This window comes from Cryobacterium glaciale (assembly GCF_004402535.1).
Classification (GTDB): domain Bacteria; phylum Actinomycetota; class Actinomycetes; order Actinomycetales; family Microbacteriaceae; genus Cryobacterium; species Cryobacterium glaciale.
The window spans coordinates 24,760-47,870 of the sequence record NZ_SOEY01000008.1 but is presented as its reverse complement, the minus strand read 5'-3'; the positions used below and the strand labels follow the sequence as shown (position 1 = coordinate 47,870).

Sequence of the window (23,111 nt, the reverse complement as noted above, 5' to 3'; positions counted from 1 at the left end):
GGTTTTCTTATGACAGAGAAGTCATTCCCCAGCCCCTATGACCAGGCTCCCGCCGCGGGAGCCGAGGGCTGGAAAGACCTGTACGCCTACAACCTCGTCTTTCAACAGAACCGCCGTGAGGTCGAAGAGGCCAAGTTCTGGTTCTGCGACAGCCAGCACTGGCCCACCGTGACCAAGCCGTTCGAGACGATCGGTTTCGAGTTCGCCGTGTCCTGCCTCGGCCAGTACAACACCCGGCACCTGCTGATTCCGCCGGCCAACGGCATCGAGTTTCGCATTCACAACGGCTACGTCTTCATGTCGCCGGTGGGCGTTCCCGAGTCGGAGATCGCCGCCCGTGTGCCCGAGTTCATGGCGCGCGCCGGCCACTACTTTCAGAACTGGGACGGCTTGCTCGAGCAGTGGCAGGGCAAGATTCGCGGCACGATCGACGAACTGGGCGCACTGAATTTCGACGCGCTGCCCGACAAGGTCGACATGGGCGACGTCACGAGCGGCAAGGGCACCGGCCCGAACAACGACCTGCTCGCCCAGTACGACGAGTTGATCGCGCTCACCTATCGCGCCTGGCAGTACCACTTCGAGTTTCTCAACCTCGGTTACGTGGCCTACCTCGACTTCTTCAGCTTCTGCAAGGAGGTCTTTCCGGGAATTCCCGACCAGGCCGTCGCGAAGATGGTGCAGGGCGTCGACATGGACCTGTTCCGACCCGATGACGAGCTCAAGAAGCTCGCCAAGCTCGCCATCGAACTGGGCCTGACCGGTCTGTTCGGCAATACCGCGAACCCGGAGCAGACCCTCGCCGGCATCGAGGCCGCCACCCACGGCGCCGAGTGGATCGCCGCCTTCAACGAGGCGAAGGACCCGTGGTTCAACTTCACCGTCGGCAACGGCTTCTACGCCCACGACAAGTACTGGATCGACCACCTCGAACTGCCGCTCGGCTACATCAGCGACTACATCGGGCGTCTGCAGGCCGGCCAGACCATCGACCGCCCGGTCGCCGAACTCGTCGCCGAACGCGAACGCATCACCGAGGAGTACTCGGAACTGCTCAGCCCCGAGCAGCTCGCCGCCTTCGAGGGCAAGCTCGGCCTGGCCCGCCAGGTCTACCCCTACGTCGAGAACCACAACTTCTACATCGAACACTGGACCATGGGCGTCTTCTGGCGCAAGGCCCGCCAGCTCTCGGCGATGCTGCAGGAACAGGGCTTCTGGCCGGATGCCGACGGCATGTTCTTTCTGCGCCGCGACGAGGTGCGCGAGGCCCTGTTCGACTACGTCACCGGCTGGGCGGTCGGCGCTCCGGCCATCGGCCCGTCCTACTGGCCCGAGGAGGTCGAGCGTCGCCGCGTCATAGTGGATGCCCTGCAGCAGCAGCGCCCGCAGCCGGCGCTCAACACCCCGCCGGCCGTCATCACCGAACCGTTCACCCTCATGCTCTGGGGCATCACGAGCGACCAGATCAAGAACTGGCTCGGCGACTCCGATGCGCCCGAGGGAGAATTCCGCGGCATGGCGGCCTCGAGCGGCGTGGCCGAAGGTCCAGCCCGCGTCATCAGCAGCTCGGACCAGCTTTCCGAGGTGCAGGAGGGCGACATCCTGGTCGCCCCCGTGACGGCACCGTCGTGGGGACCGATTTTCGGCAAGATTCGCGCCACGGTCACCGATATCGGCGGCATGATGAGCCACGCGGCCATCGTCTGCCGGGAGTACGGCATGCCGGCCGTCACCGGAACCGGCACTGCCTCGTCGCAGATCGTGACCGGCCAGTGGCTGCGCGTCGACGGAAACAACGGCACCGTCACCATCGTGCCTGATCATGCTGACGAGGACCACGCCGTTGAGGGGCACAGTCACGACCTCACCCTGGCCGGCGACGCGGCAAGTCAGCTGGAGCAGGCACTCGACGGCACCGTTCTTGATGGCACCGTTCTCGAAGGCAGCCATGCCTGATCAGCGCACGGACCAGCCCGTCAGCCAAACCAGGACGGTGCTGATCACCGGCGCCGCCGGCGGGCTGGGCCGTGCCTTCGCCCTGGGCTTCGCGGCCCAGGGCGACCGGGTGGTCGTCGCCGACACCAACCTCGAGGGCGCGCAGCAGACCGTGGCGCTCGTCGAGGAGGCCGGCGGCAGCGCCCTCGCCCTCGCGGCCAACGTGACCCAGCTCGACTCCGTCACCCAGCTGGCAGCGGATGCCGCGGCCTTCGCTAACGACGGCAAGATCGACGTCATCATCAACAACGCGGCGATCTACGCCACCATCACCCGGTCGCCGTTCGAGGAGATCGATGTGGACGAGTGGGACCGCGTGATGGCCGTCAACCTCAAGGGACCCTGGCTGGTCACCCGCGCCTGCTCGCCCTTTCTCGCGAACAACGCCGCGGTGATCAACCTGTCGAGCGCGACGGTGCTCAGCGGCTCAGCCCAGTGGGCACACTACGTGGCCTCGAAGGGCGGCGTGATCGCCCTCACCCGGGTGCTCGCGAAGGAACTCGGCGACCGCAATATCACCGTGAACGCCATCGCCCCCGGCTTCACCCTCACCGAGGCCAGCTACGGCCTCATCGAGAGCGCCGCCAAATACGGCGTGGACCGCGGCTCGATCAAACGCGCCAGCGAGCCCGACGACATCGTCGGGGCTGCCCTGTTTCTGGCCGGCCCCGGCTCCCGCTACATCACCGGCCAGACCCTCGTGGTCGACGGTGGCCGACAGTTTCTGTAAGGAGATACTCACATGCCATCCGTAACCTACATATCCGCCACCGGCAGTGAAACGGCCGTCGCGGGATTCGCCGGCGACTCCGTCATGGAGACCGCCGTGCGCAACGGCGTTCCCGGCATCGTCGCGGAGTGCGGCGGCAGCCTCTCCTGCGCCACCTGCCACGTCTTCGTCTGCGCCGACAGCGTCTTCGACCCCATGCAAGAGCTCGAGGACGACATGCTCGACGGCACCGCCATCGACCGCGAGCCCAACTCCCGGCTCTCCTGCCAGCTCACCCTGCGCGACGCCGACATCCGCGTGACCACCCCCGAAACGCAGGTCTGAGCCATGCGAATCGGAACCCTTATCATCGGCGCCTGCCAGGCCGGCGTGCAGCTCGCCTGCAGCCTGCGCGAACTCGGCGATACCGAGCCGATCGTGCTCGTGGGCGAAGAGCCGCACGCGCCCTACCAGCGGCCGCCGCTGTCGAAGGCCTTCCTCAAGGGGCAGGCCACGGCCGATTCGCTGACCTTTCGCACCCACGAGTTCTACGCCGAACACAGAATCGAGCTCGTCACCCGGGAGCGCATCGTCTCGATCAAGCGCGACTCGACTGGCGGGGTGGCGACCGCCGAATCCGGCCGTCGCTTTGAATTCGCCCGGCTCGCCCTCACCACGGGCGCCGTTCCGCGCCAGATTCCGTTCGACGGCAGCGAACTGGAGGGGGTCAGCTACCTGCGCACCGCAACGGATGCCGCCCTCCTCGAACAGAGACTGCAGACGGCCCAGAACGTGGTCGTCGTCGGCGGCGGTTTCATCGGCCTCGAAGTGGCAGCCGGAGCCCGCGCTGCCGGCAAGACCGTTACCGTGCTCGAAGCAGCGCCCCGCCTGGTCGGGCGAGCCGTCTCCGAAGCCACGAGCGCGTTCTACCTGGCCGCGCACCGCCGCCGCGGCACCCGGGTGGTCTTGAACGCCCAGGTCACCCGTTTTCTCGGTCAGCACGACCGGGTCACGGGGGTCGAACTTGCCAGCGGCGATGTGATCGAAGCCGACGTCGTTCTGATCGGCGTCGGCGTGATCGCCCGCACCGAACTGGCCGAGCAACTCGGCCTTGCCGTCGACAACGGTATCGTCGTCGACGCGAGCGCCCGCTGCTCCGACGGGCTCACCGTCGCCGCGGGGGACTGCGCCAACTTGCCCAACCCCTCGCTCACCCCCGGAGGCATCGAACGGCTGCGCCTGGAAAGCGTGCAGAACGCGATCGAACAGGCCAAGGTCGCCGCCGCGACGCTGCTCGGCCTGCCCGCCGAATACTCCACTGTGCCGTGGTTCTGGAGCGACCAGGCCGACCTTAAATTGCAGATCGCCGGCCTCAGCGGCGGCCACGACCAAGTCGTGCTGCGCGGCGACCCCGAGTCCGAGAAATTCTCGGTGCTCTACTACCGCGCCGGGTGGCTCATCGCCGCCGACTGCGTGAACCGCCCGCTCGACTTCATCGCAGTGCGCGCCCTGCTGCACTCCGGGCAGCACCTGCCCGCTGCGCAAGCGGGCGACCTGTCGCTGCCGCTGAAGAAACTCGTCGCATCCGCTCTGGAAACCGCCCCTGCCGTGCCCGTCCTCCTAGGAAAGTAACCCCATGACACTGCAGACCGAAGAACACGTCGACACCTCTCCGATCGCGGCGGGCGTCGTCTCGATCGACCTCAACGCCCTCTGGCGGGCCGTGCGCCCGGAGATGCGCTCGCGCTCCAACGACATTCACATCCCGATCTCCTTCGCGTTCGCCGAGCGGCTCTGCCAGGCCTATCCAGAGGCCGATGCCCTCGTGGTGCGCGTGTCCATTCTGCTGCACGACACCGGCTGGGCCCGGGTCGACGAGACCAAGATCATCTCGGAGGGTTTCGGTGCCAACTGGCGAAAGGCCGACATCCGTTACGAGCACGAGATCAAGGGCTGCGAGATTGCCCGCGAGGTGCTTCCGGCCCTGGGTTACGAGCCGGAGTTCGTCACGCGGGTCACCGACATCATCGACGGGCACGACACCCGGGCGGAGAGCTACTCGATCGAGGATTCCCTCGTGCGGGACGCCGATCGGCTCTGGCGCTTCACCACCACCGGCATCGCACTCGCCTCCGGCTGGTTCGGCCAGGAACCCTCGGCCTACTGCCGCCGCCTGCGCACCGACATCATCCCCGAGCTCATCACCGCGGCCGCCCACGAGATGGCCCTCGCCGAGCTTGAACGTGCCGAAGCGCTGCTACAGACAGACGTGCTGGCCACCGGCCTCGACGCCCCCGCGTTGGACGGGAGCGGCGCATGACCAGCCTGGTCGCGGACCCCGTGATCGCCAATCTGCCCTACCGGCACACCGACGACGTCTTCATCGACGGCCAGTGGCAGGACGCTACCGGCACCGGCCGCACCCTGGTGACCAACCCGGCGACGGAGGAGGTCTGGGGGTCGGTGCCGCAGGCATCCATTGCCGATCTGGACCAGGCGGTTGCGGCCGCCCGCCGCGCCTTCGTCGGCGCGGGCTCGTCAAACGGATGGCGCGACCTCGCTCCCACGGTGCGGGCCGGCTTTCTGCTGCGGCTCGCCGACGAGGTCGAGAAGCGCGCGGAGGCCATCTCGCACACCAACACCTGGGAGAACGGCTCGCCGGTGGCGGAATCATCACGAGCTGCCAGCAATGCCGCCTCAATCTTTCGCTACTTCGCCGCGCTCGCCGGCCTGCTCGAGACGGCCGACATCCGGCCCTTTCCCGACGGGTCTGGCGAGACGGTGGTGCGGCAGGACCCGATCGGGGTCTGCGCGCTGATCGCGCCGTGGAACTTTCCGATCAACCTCGTCGTCGCCAAGCTCGCACCGGCACTGATGGCCGGCTGCACCGTCGTGATCAAGCCGGCCTCGCCGACGCCGCTCTCGGTGCGGCTCATCATCGACGCCGTCCAGGCTGCTGGCATTCCGGCCGGCGTCGTGAACCTGGTCACCGGGCCCGGCTCGTTCGGCGACGCGCTGGTCAGGCATCCCGGCATCGACAAGGTGGCCTTCACCGGCTCGACGCCGGTCGGCCGAACGATCGCCGGGGCCTGTGGACAGCTGCTGCGGCCGGTCACGCTCGAACTGGGGGGAAAGTCGTCGGCGCTCGTGCTGCCCGACGTCGACCTCGACGCTCTGGCGCAGGTGTTGATCCGTACCTGCATGCGCAACACCGGGCAGACCTGTTATATTTCGACCCGCATTCTCGCCCCGGCCGAGCGCTACGACGAGCTCGTCGACATGGTCACCGCCACCATCGCGGCCGCCAAACAGGGCGATCCGATGCAGCCGGACACCGTGTTCGGGCCGTCAGCCACGCGCGTACAGGAGCAGACCGTACGGGAGTACATTCGCAGCGGCCTGGCCGAGGGCGCCTGCGCCACCACCGGCGGCGACGTGGCATCCGGCTTTGATCAGGGATTCTTCGTGAAGCCCACGGTTTTCGCCGACGTGACACCTGGCATGCGCATCGCCAGGGAAGAGATCTTCGGCCCGGTGCTGTCAATTTTGCGCTACTCCTCGCTCGACGAGGGTGTGGACCTCGCCAACAACACGTCGTTCGGGCTCGGCGGCACGATCTTCTCCGGGGATCCCGACCGGGCGTTCGCGCTCGCCGGGCGCCTCGACACCGGTTCGGTCGGCCTCGGCTTCTTCGCTTCCAACCACGCTGCGCCGTTCGCCGGTCGGCACGATTCGGGGCTCGGCGCCGAGTTCGGACCGGAGGGTCTGAAGGCCTACCTGTCACCGCAATCGGTGCACCGCCGCATCCGCTAGCCTGTGACCGCACCCTGGGGGCATGGTCAGGTCACCACAGTTTCAGCGCGCGTCGCGGTCACGTTTCGGCGTGCTCCCGCTGGTCGCGTTTCTGCTCGCGGCGGTGCCGGCGGCGGCAGCCTTCGCGGTCGGCAACGCCACGAAATCACTGACAGCGGCCGACTCGACCGACAGCGTCAACGTCTATCTCGGCTCCTAGCGGGCTGGTCTGCCGCTGGCGTTTGCTTCACGCGCTGGCTTTCCTTGCTCGCGCTGCGGGCATGCCGCGCGCGCGAGCATCTTTCGGGCGCGCGAGCAGCGTGCGGGCGCTCCAGACGCAGTCAGCGCGCGCCGACGACCATCCAGGCCAGGCTGCGGGCGCGCAGGCTCAGCGTCACGGCCCGGGCTCCGAGGTAGCCGAGGGCGAACGCGGCCATGAGCAGCGCGAGCCCGGCTGCGCCCGCCGGTGCCCACACCAGAACGGCGACGGCGAGCGGCACGAACACGGCGAGGTTGACCAGCCCGGTCAGGGCCAGGTAGCGGGCGTCGCCGGCTCCGATCAGCACCCCGTCGAGCACGAACACCACCGCGCCGAGGGGAACGGATGCCCCCAGCACGATCAGGGTCGGCGGCAGCAGGGAGGTCACGGCTGACGCGTTGGTGAACGCATGCCCGAGCACCCCACTCGTGCCGATCACGACGACGGCGAGCACGAGTCCGGCCAGCACGCCCCACTCCAGGCAGCGGCGGAGCACCGCGCGCACCTGCGGCACATCCCCGGCGCCGAGGCCGCGGCCGACGAGGGCCTGGGCGGCGATCGCGAGGGCGTCGAGGGCAAAGGCGAGCGTCGCGAACAGGGTCATCGCGATCTGGAACGCGGCGAGTTCGGGTGAGCCGAGCTGGGCGGCGACGAACACGGCGAGCAGCATGGCGGCGCGCAGGCTGAGCGTGCGCACGAACAGCCAGCCGCCGCTGCGGGCACCGAGCAGCAGCCCGGCCCGGTGCGGGCGCAACGGGGCGCGGTGGCGGCGGGCGTGCCTGACGACCACGACGAGGTAGACGGCGACCATGCCCCACTGGGCCACGACGGTGCCGACGGCCGACCCGGCGATACCCCAGCCGAGCAGGTAGATGAACACGTAGTTCAGTGCGATGTTCGCGCCAAAACCGATCCCGGCCACATACAGCGGGGTGCGGGTGTCCTGCAGGCCGCGCAGCAGTCCGGTGGAAGCGAACACCAGCAGCATGGCGGGCAGGCCGAACATGGAGATGCCGAGGTAGCTGGCGGCATCCGCTGTCACGGCCGTTTCGGCGCCGAACGCGCCGACGAGCGCCGGGGTGGCGAGCAGGCCGCCGGCGGCGAGCACGACGCCGAGGCCGAGGGCGAGCCAGAGCCCGTCAATACCGACCGACACCGCCCTTGTCGTGTCGCCGGCGCCGAGCCAGCGGGCCACAGCCGGGGTGGTGCTGTAGGCGAGGAAGACCATGAGACCGATGATGGTCTGCAGCACCGCGCTCGCCAGACCGAGGCCGGCCAGCGGGGTGGTGCCGAGGTGGCCGACCATCGCCGAATCGGCCAGCAGAAACAGCGGCTCGGCCACGAGCGCACCGAGAGCGGGCACGGCGAGCCGCAGAATGTCTCGGTCGATGGGCTGTGCCCGCACAATGTTGATGCTTCGACTCTACGGCGGCCGCGCTGTCGATCACTGCGCCCGCCGCGGGCCACCGCGCCACCTACAGTGGGCGCGCTCACCCGTAGTGGGCGCGCCCACGCGCCGCACTCCGCTCATCCGCATTCGGTGAATGCAAGCGGATGCTGGACGCTCAACTGACGAAAGCGGCTCAGGTCAGCCCCGACAACCGGCGGAATTGTTAAGAATGCCGAATCTTTCATCAAACGCGGGCCCGAAATGGGCCTGTGCCACGCTCCATCCAGCTATGTTCGACCAAGGAGCTGCTGCCGACCGTGGATGCTCCGGGCACACTCTGCCGCGCCGGGGACATCATTTCCGGCCCTGGGTGCCCCCTTTCCATCCCGCAAGGGTGTTTGCCGCCTCACCGACGAGCGTGCGGACATCCGCTTCGAAAGGCTCCACCATGCCTGACCCCCAGCTACCCCCCGAGGCGCCCCGTATCGGCGTCGTGCGTGAGAGCGGGGCGGATGAGCGGCGTGTTGCCCTCGTGCCCCGCGCCGTCGCGTCCCTCGTCGCGAAGGGCCTCAACGTTGTTGTCGAGGCCGGTGCGGGAGCGGAGGCCCTCATGGGTGATGATCTCTATCTCGCCGCCGGCGCCACCATCGGCGACGCGTGGAGTGCTGACATCGTGCTCAAGGTCGCCCCGCCCACCGACGCCGAGATCGCTCGTCTGGCGGCGGGCACGACCCTGATCGGGTTCCTCGCGCCGCGCAACGCGGATAACAAGATCGGCGCCCTGCAGAATGCCGGCATCATCGGCTATGCGGTCGAGGCGATCCCGCGCATCTCCCGGGCCCAGGTGATGGACGCACTCTCGTCGCAGGCGAACGTGGCCGGCTATAAGTCGGTCATTCTCGCTGCGTCGTTGTCGACCCGGTTCTTCCCGATGCTCACCACGGCGGCGGGCACCGTCAAGCCGGCCAGTGTGCTCGTGCTCGGCGTTGGTGTTGCCGGGTTGCAGGCGCTCGCGACCGCGAAGCGACTCGGCGGTCGTGCAACCGGCTATGACGTGCGTCCGGAGGTCGCCGATCAGGTGCGATCGGTGGGAGCCCAGTGGCTCGAGGTGGGCATCGATGCCGCCGGTACGGGCGGGTATGCCCGCGAACTCACCGACGAGGAACGTGCCGAGCAGCAGGCCGCGCTCGAGACGGCGATTTCCACGTTCGATGTCGTGATCACGACCGCTCTCGTGCCGGGGCGTCCGGCGCCGCGGCTGGTGACCGCTGCGGCCGTATACGGCATGAAGGCCGGCAGTGTCGTCATCGACATGGCGGGCGAGACCGGCGGCAACTGCGAGCTGACCGTGCCCGGCGAGACCGTGGTCGTCAACGGTGTCACGATTGCGTCTCCGCTGAATCTGCCCTCGACGATGCCCGAGCATGCGAGCGAGCTCTATTCGAAGAACCTCACCGCGCTGCTCGAGCTGCTCGTGCGGGACGGCCGACTCGACCCCGACTATTCCGACGACGTGGTGGCGCTCTCTTGTGTCACGCGCGACTCTGTCTCGAACAGGATCTGACCCATGGACTACACCGGCTTTCTGGCGAACATCGCCATCCTCGTGCTTTCGGGTTTCATCGGCTTCGCCGTGATCTCCAAGGTGCCCAACACCCTGCACACCCCGCTCATGTCGGGCACCAACGCGATTCACGGCATCGTCGTGCTCGGCGCCCTCGTGGTTCTCGGCACGGCCGAGAACCCGGGCCTTCCGCTGCAGATCATCTCGTTCGTGGCGATCGTGTTCGGAACGGTGAACGTCATCGGCGGGTTCGTCGTGACCGACCGCATGCTCGCGATGTTCAAGACCCGCCCCACCAGCACGACTATGACCGACGGGAAGAACTGAACATGGACATCCTCGTCTACGCCCTCTACATCGTCGCCTTCGCGATGTTCATCCTCGGTCTCTCCGGGCTGACCGCCCCTCGATCGGCCGTGCGCGGCAACAAGATCGCCGCGGCCGGCATGGCCGTCGCGTTCGTGGCGACCCTGATCCACATCCGCGAGACCAGCAGCTGGCTGATCATCATTATCGCCCTCGTCGTAGGCGTGATCATCGGCATCCCGCCCGCCCGCAAGGTGAAGATGACGGCGGTGCCGCAGCTCGTCGCCCTGTTCAACGGCGTCGGCGGCGGAACCGTCGCCCTCATTGCCTGGGGAGAATTCATTGAAAGTGACGGCTTCACCGGCCTGCACGTCGCCTCCGGCCCGGTGCTGCCGCTGGTGATCGCGTCGCTGTTCGCGGCGATCATCGGTTCGTTGTCGTTCTGGGGCTCGATCGTGGCGTTCATGAAACTGCAGCAGATTCTTCCCGGGCATCCTTTGTCGGTGGGCCGGTTGCAGCAGCCGCTGAACGCGATCCTGTTCCTCGGAGCTGTCGTCGCGGCCGTCATCGTCGGCCTCGGCTCGGTCAGCACCGGCGCCGACCCGGTCTGGTTCATCGCGATCCTCGTTGTGGCCGGCATCCTCGGGGTCACGACCGTGCTCCCGATCGGCGGCGCCGACATGCCCGTCGTCATCTCCCTGCTCAACGCGCTCACCGGCCTGTCCGCGGCGGCGGCCGGGCTCGCGCTGAACAACATTGCGATGATCGTCGCCGGCATGATCGTCGGGGCGTCGGGTACCATCCTCACCAACCTGATGGCCAAGGCCATGAACCGGTCGATCCTCTCGATTGTCGCCGGCGGATTCGGCGGCGGCACCAAGGGTGCTGCGTCGGCGAGCAGCGGCGACCAGATCGCCAAATCTACGTCCGCAGCGGATGCCGCCATCAAGCTCGCCTACGCCAACCAGGTCATCGTCGTGCCCGGCTACGGACTCGCCGTCGCCCAGGCCCAGCACGCCGTCAAGGACATGGCCAAGGTGCTCGAAGCGCGCGGCATCGAGGTCAAGTACGCGATCCACCCGGTGGCCGGGCGCATGCCCGGGCACATGAACGTGCTCCTGGCCGAGGCCGATGTCTCCTACGACGCGATGAAAGAGATGGACGACATCAACGGCGAGTTCTCCCGCACCGACGTCACCATCGTCATCGGCGCCAACGACGTCACCAACCCCGCCGCACGCACCGACCCCAACTCGCCCATCTTCGGCATGCCCGTGCTCAACGTCACCGAGTCCCGGTCGGTGATCGTACTCAAACGCTCGATGAGTTCGGGCTTCGCCGGCATCGAGAACCCCCTGTTCTTCGGCGCCAACACCACCATGCTCTTCGGCGACGCCAAGAAATCCGTCGCGCAGGTGACCGAGGAACTCAAAGCGCTCTAGGTCGTCGCCGCGCCACCTGTGGGTGGCGCGGCCGCCCGTACCTGGCGCGGCCGCCCAGCCCGGCCAGCGCGCTCACCGCTCGTGACCGCGCTGAGCGGGCGCGGTCATCCGCTCGGCTGTGGCAAACTGCTCGCCGTGACCACCCACCCCGAGCGCCGCATGCTCCTCGACACCGCTGCCCTGTACTTTCGTGCGTTCTACGGCGTGCCCGATACCGTTCGCGGCCCGGACGGCCAGCCGGTGAATGCCGTGCGCGGGCTGCTCGACATGATCGCTCGGCTCGCCACCGAGTTCGAACCGACCGAGATCGTGGCCTGCTGGGATGACGACTGGCGCCCGCAGTGGCGGGTCGACCTCATCCCCACCTACAAGACGCACCGGGTCGCCGCCGACGCGGCAACGGATGCCGATTCCTCCGTCGAGGTCGTGCCCGACCTGCTCAGTCCCCAGGTTCCGATCATCCGCGAGGTGCTGGGCGCCCTCGGCATCCCCATCATCGGCGCCGCGCGGCACGAGGCCGACGACGTGATTGGCACCCTGGCCTCGCACGCGTCGATCCCCGTCGACATCGTCACGGGCGACCGCGACCTCTTCCAGCTCGTCGACGACTCCCGACACGTGCGCGTGATCTACACCGGCCGCGGCATGTCCCGGCTCGAAATATTGACGGATGCCTCCCTCAGCATCAAGACCGGCGTCACCCCGGCGCAGTACGCCGACTTCGCGGCGCTGCGCGGCGACGCCTCCGACGGGCTGCCCGGTGTCGCCGGGGTGGGGGAGAAGACCGCGGCGATGCTGTTGGCCTCCTGGGGCGACCTCGACGGCATCGTGGCGGCCGCGGCTGACCCTTCCAGCGCGATGGCGGCATCCGTTCGCGCCAAGATCCTCGCCGCCGCCGACTACCTCCAAGTGGCCCCGACCGTGGTGAACGTGGTGCGCGACCTCGCCTTGCCGGCGTTCGACGCGCGCATCCGCTCGAGCACGCCCGATCAAATCGCCGCGCTCGATCTGTTGGCCACCGAGTGGGGGCTCGGTACCTCGATGGCGCGCGCCCGCGAAGCGCTGGCTGGGCGCGCCTAGCGAAGCGGATGCCCGCCCCGTGACCGCGCCCGATATGGGTGCGCGCTACGCCGGGTTACCGTAGCGGCTATCGATATGGGGCGCGGTCAGGCCAAATCGCAACCGAGGCCGCGCTACACGGCCACCTGTCACCGGCCCCGGATAGGCTGGGGCCATGACTGAGCTGGCGACTGCATCCGGAATCAACCAGAACGAACTCGACCCGGAGGTGCGCCCGCAAGACGACCTTTTTCGGCACGTGAACGGCAAGTGGATCGCCCGCAGCGAGATCCCCGCCGACAAGGCCCGCTGGGGCTCGTTCATGATGCTCGCCGAAGATGCCGAGAAGGCCGTGCGGGAGATCATCGTCGAAGCGCAGACCGCCCCGGCCGGCAGCCTCGAGCGCAAGTTCGGCGACCTCTACACGAGCTTTCTCGACGAAAACCGCATCGAAGCGCTCGGCGCCACCCCGCTGCACAAAGACCTGCAAGCGGTCGACGCGGTCACCTCCATCTCCGAGCTGCTCGCGACCCTCGGCCGCCTCGAGCGCGGCGGCGTCGCCGGCGCCTTTCACCTCTACGTCGACAACGACCCGGGCAACCCCGAACGTTACCTCGTCTTCATCGCCCAGGGCGGCATCGGCCTGCCCGACGAAAGCTACTATCGCGAAGAAAAGTTCGCCGAGATTCGCACCAAGTACCAGGAATTCCTCGAGCGGATGTTCACCCTCGCCGGTTTCGCAGACGCGGCCGACCGCGCCCGGCGGGTGTTCGACCTCGAAACCGAACTCGCCTCCCACCACTGGGACAAAGTGGCCACCCGCGACAGCGAGAAGACCTACAACCTGCGCACCTGGGGCCAGGTCTCCGCGCTCGCCGCCGGCGCCGACGTGGATCTGTGGCTGGACGGCCTCGACGCCCCGGCCGGCGCCCTCGAAGAGGTCGTCGTGCGCGAACCCAGCTACATCGCCGGCCTCGCGGCGACCCTCACCGATGACCGCCTTGAATCGTGGCAGGACTGGCTGCGGTGGCAGGTCATCCGCTCGAGTGCCGCGTACCTGTCCGGCGAATTCGTCGAGGCCAACTTCGACTTCTACGGCCGCACCCTGAGCGGAACCCCGCAGCTGCGCGACCGCTGGAAGCGCGGCGTTTCGCTCGTGGAGGGCGCCCTCGGCGAGGCCGTCGGTCGCATCTACGTGGAGCGTCACTTCAAGCCGAGCGCCAAAGAGAGCATGGACGTGCTCGTGGCCAACCTCGTCGCGGCCTACGAGAACAGCATCAGCACCCTCGACTGGATGACCGAGGAAACTCGTACAAGAGCCCTCGAGAAGCTGCGCAAGTTCACGCCGAAGATCGGCTACCCGGTGAAGTGGCGCGACTATTCGAGCCTTCAGATCACCGCCGACGACCTGATCAGCAACGTCAAGGCTGCTGGCGAGTTCGAATTCCAGCGCGAGCTCGGCAAGATCGGCAAGCCGCTCGACCGCGACGAATGGTTCATGACCCCGCAGACCATCAACGCCTACTACAACCCCGGGTTCAACGAGATCGTCTTTCCGGCGGCTATTTTGCAGTTTCCATTCTTCGACGACGAGCGCGACCCGGCCGCCAACTACGGCGCGATCGGCGCGGTCATCGGCCACGAGATCGGCCACGGCTTCGACGACCAGGGCTCCAAGTACGACGGCGACGGCCGTCTCATCGACTGGTGGACCGCCGACGACAAGGCCTCGTTCGAGCTGCGCACGACCGCGCTGATCGCCCAGTTCGAGGGCCTCGAACCAAAAGCCATCCCGGGAAACACCGTGAACGGTGCGCTCACTATCGGCGAGAACATCGGCGACCTCGGCGGGCTCTCCATTGCCTGGAAGGCCTATCTGCTCTCGCTGGACGGCCAAAAGAGTCCGGTCATCGACGGACTCACCGGTGCAGAGCGCTTCTTCCTCTCCTGGGCCCAGGCCTGGCAGATGAAGCTGCGCGACGCTGAGGCCATCCGCTTGCTGGCTATCGATCCGCACTCGCCGAACGAGTTTCGCTGCAACCAGATCGTCAGCAATATTCCGGCGTTCTACGAGGCCTTCGATGTGACCGAAGCGGATGCCCTCTACCTCGCCCCCGAGAAGCGCGTCACCATCTGGTAACACGCCTGGGTTAGTGTGGGCATTGCTTGAAAGAGCAGGGGATGGCGGGTGTGGTCGCGCCGGGAAGGAAGGGGTCGACAGTGGACTTTCCGACTCGCGGCGACGTGGGCCCGTCAGCGGATGCCGGTGGCCGCCGCGCCAGCCTGAACGCGGGGGATGCCGGTCATTCCCGCCATGCCGCGGCCAGGGCTGGCAAGCATCGCGGGACCGATGCTCCCGAAAACTTTGCCCGTGGTTTTGTGGCGCTCGGCGAGCTGGCCCTGGGCGGGGTGCAGGTCTCGGCGAGGGCAACCGACCTCTCCACCGGACGGGTGCTATTCTCGGTCGACGACCACGTGGCGATGCCGACGGCGAGCGTGGGCAAGGTGCTGCTCTTGATCGAGGTGGCGGCGCGGCTCAAGGATGCCGAGTTCGGCCTGGCCACCATGCTCGAGCGCTCAGTGAGTGATGCCGTAAGCGATTCCGGTGTCTGGCAGCACCTGCAGGTGGCCCGGCTCGGCGTCGCCGACCTCGCAGCCCTGGTCGGGGCGACGAGCGACAATCTCGCGACCAACGTGCTCATTCGGGCCGTCGGGTTGCACTCGGTGCGCGCCCGAACCGAGCAACTCGGCCTCAGCCGCACGGCGCTCCTCGACCTCGTGCGCGACAAACGCGGCCCGGATGACGCACCACAACTGTCGGTGGGCAGCGCGAAGGAACTCACCTGGCTGTTCACGGCACTGGCTCGCGGCGAGATCGTCGATGCCGAGACGAGCGCGCGGGTGATCGGCTGGCTGTCGCTCAACACCGATCTGTCGCTCGTGGCAAGTGCCTTCGGGCTCGATCCGCTCGCGCATCGGGAGAGCGATCACGGCCTGCTCATGGTCAACAAGACCGGAACGACCACGGGAGTGCGCAGCGAAGTGGGAATCCTCCGCGGTCCGCGCGCCGGCGCGACCTACGCGGTGTCGATGCTGTTCGACGACGCCGAGCTGATGACGCGGCTCGCCGTGCTCGACGGGATGCGCGCGGTCGGGGCCGATCTGCTGGAGTACGTGCACTGAGGCGGACGGAGCCCGGGCCCCGTCCGCGGGCCCAGCCTAAACTGGGCCCGTGTTCACAGGATGGGCCCGGAACGTCGTGCCCGAGTGGCCGACAAGTTGTGCCATCGTGGGGTTGTCGGGCATAGCGGCCCGAAACCAACGCAAAGGAGCTATGCCATGGCGGTCATCGGATGGATTGGGCTGGGCCACATGGGCGGCCCCATGACGGCGAACCTGGTGAAGGCCGGGCACAGCGTGCGCGGTTTCGACCTGAGCGCCCCGGCGCTCGACGCGGCCGCGGCCGCCGGCGTCGCCCGCGCGACCAGCATCAGGGACGCCGTCGAAGGTGCCGACGTGGTCTTCACCATGCTGCCTAAGGGCGACCACGCCCGTGCGGTGTACTTCGGTGACGAGGGCGTGCTGGCTCATGCCGCCACGACGACCCTGCTGGTGGACTCCTCGACGATCGACATCGAGTCGGCCCAGGCGCTGCACGATGCGGCCGCCGCAGCCGGTTTTCGCTTCGTCGACGCTCCGGTCTCGGGGGGAATCACCGGCGCCGAAGCCGGCACGCTCACCTTCATGATCGGAGGCGAAGCGGATGCCGTGACCGACGCAACCGCGTTCATCGAGCCGATGGCCGCAAACATCATTCCGACCGGCGGCGCGACGACCGGCCAGGCCGCGAAGATCTGTAACAACCTAATGTTGTTCATCAACCTCGCCGCAACCTCCGAGGGGGCGGTTTTGGCCGATCGGCTGGGACTGGACCCGCAGGTGTTCTGGAATATCGCATCCGTCTCGTCGGGTGACAGCTGGGCGCTGCGCACCTGGTATCCGGTCGAGGGGGTCGTGCCGTCGGCGGCCGTGAACCGTGATTTCGCGCCGACCTTCACTGCCGAGCTCGCCAATAAGGACATCGGTCTTGCGGTCGCGGCCGCGGCGGCGACCGATACGCCGCTGGAGATTGGCACGCACGTGCAGCAGCTGTTCCAGCGCCTGATCGACCAGGGCCAGGGCGGCAAGGACTGCTCCATGATCGTGAAGCTGGTCGACGGCACCCTGGCCTGAGTTTCAATCGCCGAGGTGTGAGTTCTGACCCGATTCACACGTTTCAACGGGCTGGGACTCACACCTCGGGGCGCTGGACTCACGGCTCGACGGGCGGCCAGGGTCGCGGTCTCCAGAATGCGCTTCTGGCGCGTCAGCGGAGTCCTGGCCTGCATGACCTACTCGCGAATGGCCGGCCGCGCCGATCGAGGAAAAGCATCCCGCTGCGCCCGCGATCCGGCCTGTTTATCAAAGGCCTTGGCCAGGTCCGGGGGCACGCTCAGCTTCACGACACCAGCCAAACGGATGCCTCGCTCGCGTGATTGCGCGCGAGCCACGCCCGCCAGTCGGCGCGTGTCTCCGGGGGAACCGGGCAGCCTCGTCGCTCATGCCGCGGGGATACCCTCGCGGGTGGCGGCGCGGAATTGCCCTCACCCGGAGCTCGGCGCCTGAAACTCACGGCTCGGCGGGGCCAAGCCGCCCGAACGCCACAACTCCTCGAGCGGATGCCCGCCCGCCCCTAACCACGCACTCAGACGATCGCGAGCTCCGGCCCGGCGGCACTCAGCTTGCGGGCCTGCCGCGGGTCGATTCCGTCGTCGGTGATGATGAGATCGAATTCGTTGGCGGCGGCGACGTGGCAGAACGAGTTCTGCCCGATCTTGCTCGAGGTCAGCGCGAGCACGCGCCGCCGCCCCGACAGCATCATGGCGCGCTTCACCTCGGCCTCGTCGGGAATTGTCGTGGTGAGCCCGGCCTCGGCGGTCAGGCCGTTTCCGCCGACGAACGCGACGTCCACGTTGAGCTGGCTGATACGTGCCCGAGTCCACTCGTCGACCGCACCCTGAGACACGCTGCGCACCCGACCGGGCAGCGCGAGCACCGTGAGCAGGGGCTTGCGCGAGAGCAGCCGCACAGCGGGCAGGTTGTTGGTCACGACGATCAGTCGCCGGTCCTCCGGGAAAACGGATGCGATCACCAGCGTGAGCGCGCCGGAATCCAGCAGCACTACGCCATCCTCCGGCAACTCCTGCAGCACGCGCTGGGCGATGCGGTGCTTCTGCGGTGCGTTCTCCAGCCGACGTTGGGCCATCGCGATCTCGAACGGCGTGCTCTGCACCAGGCGGGCACCGCCATGCTGGCGACGGATGACGCCCTGACGTTCGAGCACCACGAGGTCGCGGCGAATGGTCTCGGCGGTGACCTCGAGCGCAACACTCGCAGCGGCCACGGAGATCTCGCCGGTACCGCCCTGCGCGAGCGCGATGATCGCGGCCTGTCGTTCCGCTGGGTACATGCCTGCCTCCTCGCAGTCGACGGCACTGGCCGTCGCCCCAGACTAGCAATCCGGCGGGCGGGAACCGGCCGGCGGCATCCGTTTTTATGGTTTCGCAGCGAAAATAATGCACACTCGGGCAATTTCTCGTCACTAAAGCATCACAAAACCACAATTTGAGTTGCTTTTTCCACTCAATCGGTTCACAGTGGCTATATACCAGTCCACAAGGACGTGTCGACGATGAAGAGGTTTGAGATGACGAAGTCTTATTCCATGAAGAAAAGGCTTGCCCTCAGCGCAATCGCCTTCTCTTCGGTGGGTGTGCTTTTGGCCGGATGCAGCGGAGCCGGAGGCGGCGCACAGCAGGCCGACGGCCCGGTGACGCTGACCCTGGCTACGGTGAACAACCCGCAGATGAAGGACATGGAGGAGCTCAAGGGCGCCTTCGAAGATGCCCACCCCGACATCACGGTGAACTTCGTCGCGATGGAAGAAAACGACCTGCGTGACGCCGTCACCAAGGACGTCGCCACCCAGGGCGGCCAGTACGACATCGTCACCGTCGGCAGCTACGAAGTACCGATCTGGGGCCAGAACGACTGGCTCGTCGACCTCGGCCCGCTCGCCGAAGCCGACACCGCCTACAACGTCGACGACCTGCTGCCGCCCGTGCGCGAGGCCCTCACCGTCGACGACAGCCTCTTTGCCGTTCCGTTCTACGGCGAGTCGTCCTTCCTGATGTACAACAAGGACATGTTCGCCGCGGCCGGCCTCGAAATGCCGACCAACCCCACCTGGGACGAGGTTGCCGGTTTCGCCCGTACCCTTAAGACCGACGATGTGGCCGGCATCTGCCTGCGTGGCAAGCCCGGCTGGGGCGAGCTGTTCGCCCCGCTGACCACCGTCGTGCAGACCTTCGGCGGCAGCTGGTTCGATGAGGACTGGAACGCCGAGGTCAACTCCCCGGAGTTCACCGAAGCCGTGCAGTTCTACACCGACCTCGTGAAGGATGCCGGCGAAGCCGACCCCGTTTCGACCGGCTTCACCGAGTGCCTCAACCTGTTCTCGCAGGGCAACGCGGCCATGTGGTACGACGCCACGAGCGCTGCCGGCCCCATCGAGGCTGACGGTTCCGCCGTCGCCGGCAAGATCGGCTACGTGCACGCCCCGGTCAAGGAGACCGAGGAATCCGGCTGGCTCTGGGCCTGGAACCTCGCCATTCCGAAGACCAGCACACAGCAGGACGCCGCGTGGGAGTTCGTGAGCTGGGCCACCAGCACCGAGTACATCAACCTCGTCGGCACCACCCTCGGCTGGGAGCGCGTTCCCCCGGGATCCCGCACCTCGACCTACGAGAACGCTGACTACCTTGCCGCCGCTGAAGCCTTCGCGCCGATCACGAAGGACATCATGCTCGGGGTCAACCCGACGCAGCCCGGTGTGAACCCGCAGCCGTGGGTCGGCATCCAGTACGTCACCGTGCCGGAGTTCCAGGACCTCGGTAACCAGGTCTCGCAGGACATCGCCGACGTCTTCGCCGGTCGCGACACCGTTGAGAACGTTCTCAACAAGGGCCAGGAGCTTGCCCAGCAAGCCGGAGACGCCCAGAAGTAACGCAGCACCCCCGCGGGCGGCGTCGACCAGACGCCGCCCGCCACCTCAGTTCAACGCCGAGAACGAGAAGGAAGTCAGAGATGACCGCGCCAGATTTGATCGTGGCTGAACCCGCGCACGACCCGGCCCCCGCCGCGTCACGCACGCTTCGCCGCCCCCCGAAGCCAGAGCTGAGCGCCGGCCAGAAGAAGGCCCTTCGCCTGGCCCGCACCCTGGTCTGGCCGGCCATCGTCGTCGCCATTCTGGTGACGCAGATTCCCTTCCTCGTCACCATCTACTATTCGTTCCAGAACTGGAACCTGATGCGTCCCGGCTCGCGCGGCTTCGCCGGGTTTGACAACTACGTGACAGTCTTCACCGGCGGCGCGTTCATGCAGTCCCTGTCGGCGACCGTGGTCATTACCGGTTCGTCGATCGTGCTCTCCGTTCTCATCGGCCTCGGAATCGCCCTGCTGCTCAACCGCAAGTTCTTCGGCCAGGGCCTCGCCCGCACCCTCGTCATCACGCCGTTCCTCATGATGCCCGCCGCCGCAGCCCTCATCTTCAAGTGGTCCATGCTCGACGCCAACGTCGGCATGGTCAACTGGGGCCTCTCGGTGCTCGGCGTCGACCCCGTGCAGTGGAACACCGACTTTCCTGCCCTCACCGTGATTATGGTGCTCACCTGGCAGTACACGCCGTTCATGATGCTCATCCTGCTCGCCGGGCTGCAGAGCCAGAGCAAGGAGACGCTGGAAGCGGCATCCGTTGATGGAGCCGGCCCCATTCGCAGCTTTCTGCACATGACGCTACCGCACCTGCGCCAGTACATCGAGCTGGCCGTGCTGCTCGGCGGCATCATGCTGCTGCAGGTTTTCGACCCGATCGCCATCATGACCCGCGGCACCGGCGGCACCAAGACCCTCTCCTACCTGCTCTACGAACGCGCCTTCGTGGGCCTCGAAATCGGCGAAGCGGCGGCCTACGGCGTGATCACCGTTCTGCTGACCATTGTCGTGGCGAGCGTCGCCCTTCGCCTGCTCTTCAAGATCTTCTCCAGTGAAGGAGCCAAGTCATGAGTACCGCCACCGCCACCCCGGTCAGCACCGCAGCCCGCGCGAGCACCACCGCACCACCGCGCCGCCGTGCCAAGCGGATGCGTCACCGCGCCACCAGCACGGCCCTCACCATTTTCACGTGGATCGTCACGCTCGGATTCTTCTTTCCGGTGGCCTGGATGGTCTTCACGGCCTTCAAGACCGAGGCCGCCGCGGCGACCCGAACCCCGACCATCTTCACGGCCCTCTCCCTCGACCGCTTTGTCGAAGTGCTCGACCGCGGGTTCGGTGTCTACCTGATCAACTCGCTCACCGCGAGCGTTATGAGTACCGTCATCGTGCTGCTGCTGGCCATTCCGGCCGCCTACGGTCTCTCGATTCGCCCGATCATCAAGTCGACGGACGCCCTGTTTTTCTTCATCTCCACCCGGTTCATGCCGATCGCGGCCGCGATCATTCCGATCTACCTGCTGCTGCAGGGCCTCGGAATGCTCGACAACATCACGGCCCTGAGCGTTCTCTACGTGGGCATGAACCTGCCGCTCGCGGTGTGGATGATGCGCTCGTTCTTCAGCGAGGTGCCGCTCGAGATCGTTGAAGCGGCCCAGATCGACGGTGCGAACTTCTTCACCGAGCTCGTGCGCGTGGTCATGCCCATCGTCGCGCCCGGTATCGCCGCTGCCGCGCTGATCTGCTTTATCTTCGCCTGGAACGAATACTTCCTGGCCAGCCTGCTGACCTCGACCATGGCCCGTACCACCCCGCCGTTCCTCGGCAGCTTCGTCGACGGGCGCGGGCAGTTTCTCGCGGTACTCTCGGCAGCATCGACCCTCGCAGTTCTCCCCGTGGTCCTCGCTGGCTGGCTGGCGCAGAAGCGCCTCGTCACCGGCCTCGCCATGGGCGCGATCAAGTAATCAGGAACAGGTAGCCCAGATGAAACCGGATCCATCGAGCCGCAGTGCCGACGAGCGTCGCGCCAGCATTCTGATCGCGCTGGCCGGCGCCGGCCGGGTCGAAGTGAACGAGCTCGCTGAGTCGCTCGCCGTCGCCGAGGAGACGATCCGCCGCGACCTGCGCACCCTCGAAGACGACGGACTGCTGCGTCGGGCGCACGGCGGGGCGATCAGCGTCGCCGACCCGGTGGCCGACCTCGACCGGGTGACCGTGCCCGAACCGATCGCCCACCCGGTCGCGACCCTGGCGGCGACCCTGCTGCCGGAGCGCGGCATCCTCTTTCTCGATGCCGGGCCGATCGCCGAGGCGCTGTCGGTGTGCCTGCCGAACTCGGCTGCCCTGCAGGTGGTCACGACGTCCATTCCGGTCGCGCTGGTGGCGAGCCGCAACGCCGAGCTTTCGGTGTACAACCTCGGCGGCACCGTCGACCCGGTCGACGACTCGCAATCGGGGCAGTGGACGCGCGAATCGCTCGAAAACATTCGCATCGACCTCGCGTTCATCAGCGTCAGCGGGCTCACCCAGGACGGCCAGCTGCTGGCCGCGAGCCCGAAAGCCGCCCGCATCAAGCGCGCCGCAATGGATGCCGCCACCACCGTCGTGCTCATCGCCGACCACGACCAGCTGGAGGCCCACGGACTGGTGAAATTCGCCCAGCTCGACGAGGTCGACCACCTCGTCGTCGACGGGGGAGTGGGCGACGCTGTCCTCGCTCTGGCCACCGAAGCCGGAGTGCCCGTGCTGCGCGCGGAGCCCCTCGAAACGGAAATCACACTGTGAGCATCGCCGGCCTGGCGTCGGAGATCGGCAACTATTCGATCGACGGCCTGCTGTTCGACTGCGACGGCGTGCTCGTCAACTCCGACGAAGCCGCGGCCGCGGCCTGGAACGAGTGGGCCGTGGAGTACGCGCCCGGCTTCGACTTCGATCGCGACATCATTCACGGCCGCCCGGCCCGGGAGACGATCGCCGAACTCGTGCCGGCCGCCGACGTGCACCGCGCCGACCACGCGCTCATGCTGAGAGAGGTCGAGACGGCCCCGCTCGTACGCGCCCTGCCTGGTGCCCGCGACCTGCTGCTGGCCCTGCCGACCGGTTGCTTCACCATCGTGACGAGCGCTGTGGCCGTCGTGGCCCGCGCCCGGCTGCAGGCTGCCGGGCTGCCCTGCCCGGTCGGCCTCGTCACCTTCGACGACGTGGCGCGCGGCAAACCCGCCCCCGACCCGTACCGCCTCGGCGTCGAACGGCTGGGCATCGACCCGCGCCGCGCCGTCGTGTTCGAAGACGCCGACGCCGGGGTGGAGTCGGCCCTGGCCGCCCACATCGGGCTCACCGTCGGCATTGGCGCGCGCGGGCTCGACACCAGGGCGACCCTCGTTCTGGCCGACCTGAGCGGCATCCGCTTTGACGGCACCCTGCTGTATCTGGGGGGCGCGGTGCAATTGCGCGCCGACCCCGCCCACGCTGCACCGACGCAATCGCAGACCGAATGAATGAGG

General features: G+C 67.4%; 21 protein-coding genes. 19 read left to right on the top strand and 2 right to left on the bottom strand.

The window, feature by feature from the left end; translation table 11 throughout:
- The first annotated feature begins 9 nt into the window (after nucleotides 1-9).
- Genes E3O06_RS05015 through E3O06_RS17460 form a run of 7 tightly spaced genes read left to right on the top strand, consistent with a single transcriptional unit; the run spans nucleotide 10 to nucleotide 6,716 of the window.
- Nucleotides 10-1,956 (top strand): PEP-utilizing enzyme, encoded by a 1,947-nt coding sequence (locus E3O06_RS05015; RefSeq protein WP_134501901.1) that lies wholly within the window; start codon nucleotides 10-12, stop codon nucleotides 1,954-1,956.
- A complete protein-coding gene (locus E3O06_RS05010) occupies nucleotides 1,949-2,725 on the top strand; it encodes an SDR family NAD(P)-dependent oxidoreductase (protein ID WP_134501900.1) in 777 nt (258 codons plus the stop codon). Before E3O06_RS05015 ends, E3O06_RS05010 begins: the two co-directional genes overlap by 8 nt.
- A 12-nt stretch (nucleotides 2,726-2,737) precedes the next feature.
- Complete coding sequence (locus tag E3O06_RS05005) at nucleotides 2,738-3,049, top strand: 2Fe-2S iron-sulfur cluster-binding protein (protein WP_134501899.1); 312 nt, start codon at nucleotides 2,738-2,740, stop codon at nucleotides 3,047-3,049.
- A 3-nt stretch (nucleotides 3,050-3,052) separates the two neighbouring features.
- The gene (locus E3O06_RS05000) at nucleotides 3,053-4,336 is read left to right on the top strand and encodes an NAD(P)/FAD-dependent oxidoreductase (RefSeq protein ID WP_134501898.1); all 1,284 of its coding nucleotides are present in this window, start codon (nucleotides 3,053-3,055) and stop codon (nucleotides 4,334-4,336) included.
- A gap of 4 nt (nucleotides 4,337-4,340) precedes the next feature.
- Nucleotides 4,341-5,024 (top strand): HD domain-containing protein, encoded by a 684-nt coding sequence (locus tag E3O06_RS04995; protein ID WP_134501897.1) that lies wholly within the window; start codon nucleotides 4,341-4,343, stop codon nucleotides 5,022-5,024.
- Nucleotides 5,021-6,517 carry an aldehyde dehydrogenase family protein gene (locus E3O06_RS04990; protein WP_134501896.1) on the top strand — a complete coding sequence of 499 codons (1,497 nt, stop codon included), beginning with the start codon at nucleotides 5,021-5,023 and terminating at the stop codon, nucleotides 6,515-6,517. Before E3O06_RS04995 ends, E3O06_RS04990 begins: the two co-directional genes overlap by 4 nt.
- Before the next feature lie 22 nt (nucleotides 6,518-6,539).
- Nucleotides 6,540-6,716 carry a hypothetical protein gene (locus tag E3O06_RS17460; protein ID WP_166788107.1) on the top strand — a complete coding sequence of 59 codons (177 nt, stop codon included), beginning with the start codon at nucleotides 6,540-6,542 and terminating at the stop codon, nucleotides 6,714-6,716.
- A 121-nt stretch (nucleotides 6,717-6,837) separates the two neighbouring features.
- Here E3O06_RS17460 and E3O06_RS04985 read toward each other — a convergent pair whose 3' ends face one another.
- A complete protein-coding gene (locus E3O06_RS04985) occupies nucleotides 6,838-8,160 on the bottom strand; it encodes an MATE family efflux transporter (RefSeq protein ID WP_134501895.1) in 1,323 nt (440 codons plus the stop codon).
- 433 nt (nucleotides 8,161-8,593) lie between these two features.
- Between E3O06_RS04985 and E3O06_RS04980 the strand changes: the two genes are divergently transcribed.
- From E3O06_RS04980 to mmsB, 7 genes are all read left to right on the top strand, one after another.
- A complete protein-coding gene (locus tag E3O06_RS04980; protein WP_134501894.1) occupies nucleotides 8,594-9,709 on the top strand; it encodes an NAD(P) transhydrogenase subunit alpha in 1,116 nt (371 codons plus the stop codon).
- A 3-nt stretch (nucleotides 9,710-9,712) separates the two neighbouring features.
- A complete protein-coding gene (locus E3O06_RS04975) occupies nucleotides 9,713-10,036 on the top strand; it encodes an NAD(P) transhydrogenase subunit alpha part 2 (protein ID WP_134501893.1) in 324 nt (107 codons plus the stop codon).
- A 2-nt stretch (nucleotides 10,037-10,038) separates the two neighbouring features.
- Nucleotides 10,039-11,457, top strand: coding sequence for an NAD(P)(+) transhydrogenase (Re/Si-specific) subunit beta (locus tag E3O06_RS04970; RefSeq protein WP_134501892.1), 1,419 nt, complete (start codon nucleotides 10,039-10,041; stop codon nucleotides 11,455-11,457).
- Nucleotides 11,458-11,616: 159 nt separating this feature from the next.
- Nucleotides 11,617-12,537: a 5'-3' exonuclease gene (locus tag E3O06_RS04965; RefSeq protein ID WP_134502158.1), complete on the top strand. Its 921-nt coding sequence runs from the start codon at nucleotides 11,617-11,619 to the stop codon at nucleotides 12,535-12,537.
- Nucleotides 12,538-12,691: 154 nt separating this feature from the next.
- Nucleotides 12,692-14,656, top strand: coding sequence for a M13 family metallopeptidase (locus tag E3O06_RS04960; protein ID WP_134501891.1), 1,965 nt, complete (start codon nucleotides 12,692-12,694; stop codon nucleotides 14,654-14,656).
- Between the two features lie 80 nt (nucleotides 14,657-14,736).
- Complete coding sequence (locus E3O06_RS04955) at nucleotides 14,737-15,699, top strand: serine hydrolase (RefSeq protein ID WP_241979868.1); 963 nt, start codon at nucleotides 14,737-14,739, stop codon at nucleotides 15,697-15,699.
- A gap of 156 nt (nucleotides 15,700-15,855) precedes the next feature.
- Nucleotides 15,856-16,749 carry a 3-hydroxyisobutyrate dehydrogenase gene (mmsB, locus tag E3O06_RS04950; RefSeq protein WP_134501889.1) on the top strand — a complete coding sequence of 298 codons (894 nt, stop codon included), beginning with the start codon at nucleotides 15,856-15,858 and terminating at the stop codon, nucleotides 16,747-16,749.
- Between the two features lie 511 nt (nucleotides 16,750-17,260).
- Here the strand turns inward: mmsB and E3O06_RS04945 are convergent.
- Nucleotides 17,261-18,025 (bottom strand): DeoR/GlpR family DNA-binding transcription regulator, encoded by a 765-nt coding sequence (locus E3O06_RS04945; RefSeq protein WP_134501888.1) that lies wholly within the window; start codon nucleotides 18,023-18,025, stop codon nucleotides 17,261-17,263.
- A gap of 255 nt (nucleotides 18,026-18,280) precedes the next feature.
- On the opposite strand from E3O06_RS04945, the gene E3O06_RS04940 reads away from it, so the two are divergent.
- From E3O06_RS04940 to E3O06_RS04920, 5 genes are all read left to right on the top strand, one after another.
- Nucleotides 18,281-19,621, top strand: a complete 1,341-nt coding sequence (locus E3O06_RS04940) for an ABC transporter substrate-binding protein (RefSeq protein WP_241979867.1) — start codon at nucleotides 18,281-18,283, stop codon at nucleotides 19,619-19,621.
- 80 nt (nucleotides 19,622-19,701) lie between these two features.
- Nucleotides 19,702-20,679 carry a carbohydrate ABC transporter permease gene (locus tag E3O06_RS04935; RefSeq protein ID WP_134501886.1) on the top strand — a complete coding sequence of 326 codons (978 nt, stop codon included), beginning with the start codon at nucleotides 19,702-19,704 and terminating at the stop codon, nucleotides 20,677-20,679.
- A complete protein-coding gene (locus E3O06_RS04930; RefSeq protein WP_134501885.1) occupies nucleotides 20,676-21,572 on the top strand; it encodes a carbohydrate ABC transporter permease in 897 nt (298 codons plus the stop codon). Before E3O06_RS04935 ends, E3O06_RS04930 begins: the two co-directional genes overlap by 4 nt.
- 19 nt (nucleotides 21,573-21,591) lie before the next feature.
- Nucleotides 21,592-22,392, top strand: coding sequence for a DeoR/GlpR family DNA-binding transcription regulator (locus tag E3O06_RS04925; protein WP_134501884.1), 801 nt, complete (start codon nucleotides 21,592-21,594; stop codon nucleotides 22,390-22,392).
- Nucleotides 22,389-23,105 carry an HAD-IA family hydrolase gene (locus E3O06_RS04920; RefSeq protein WP_166788106.1) on the top strand — a complete coding sequence of 239 codons (717 nt, stop codon included), beginning with the start codon at nucleotides 22,389-22,391 and terminating at the stop codon, nucleotides 23,103-23,105. The genes E3O06_RS04925 and E3O06_RS04920 overlap by 4 nt, the downstream gene beginning before the upstream one ends.
- The last annotated feature ends 6 nt before the right edge of the window (nucleotides 23,106-23,111 follow it).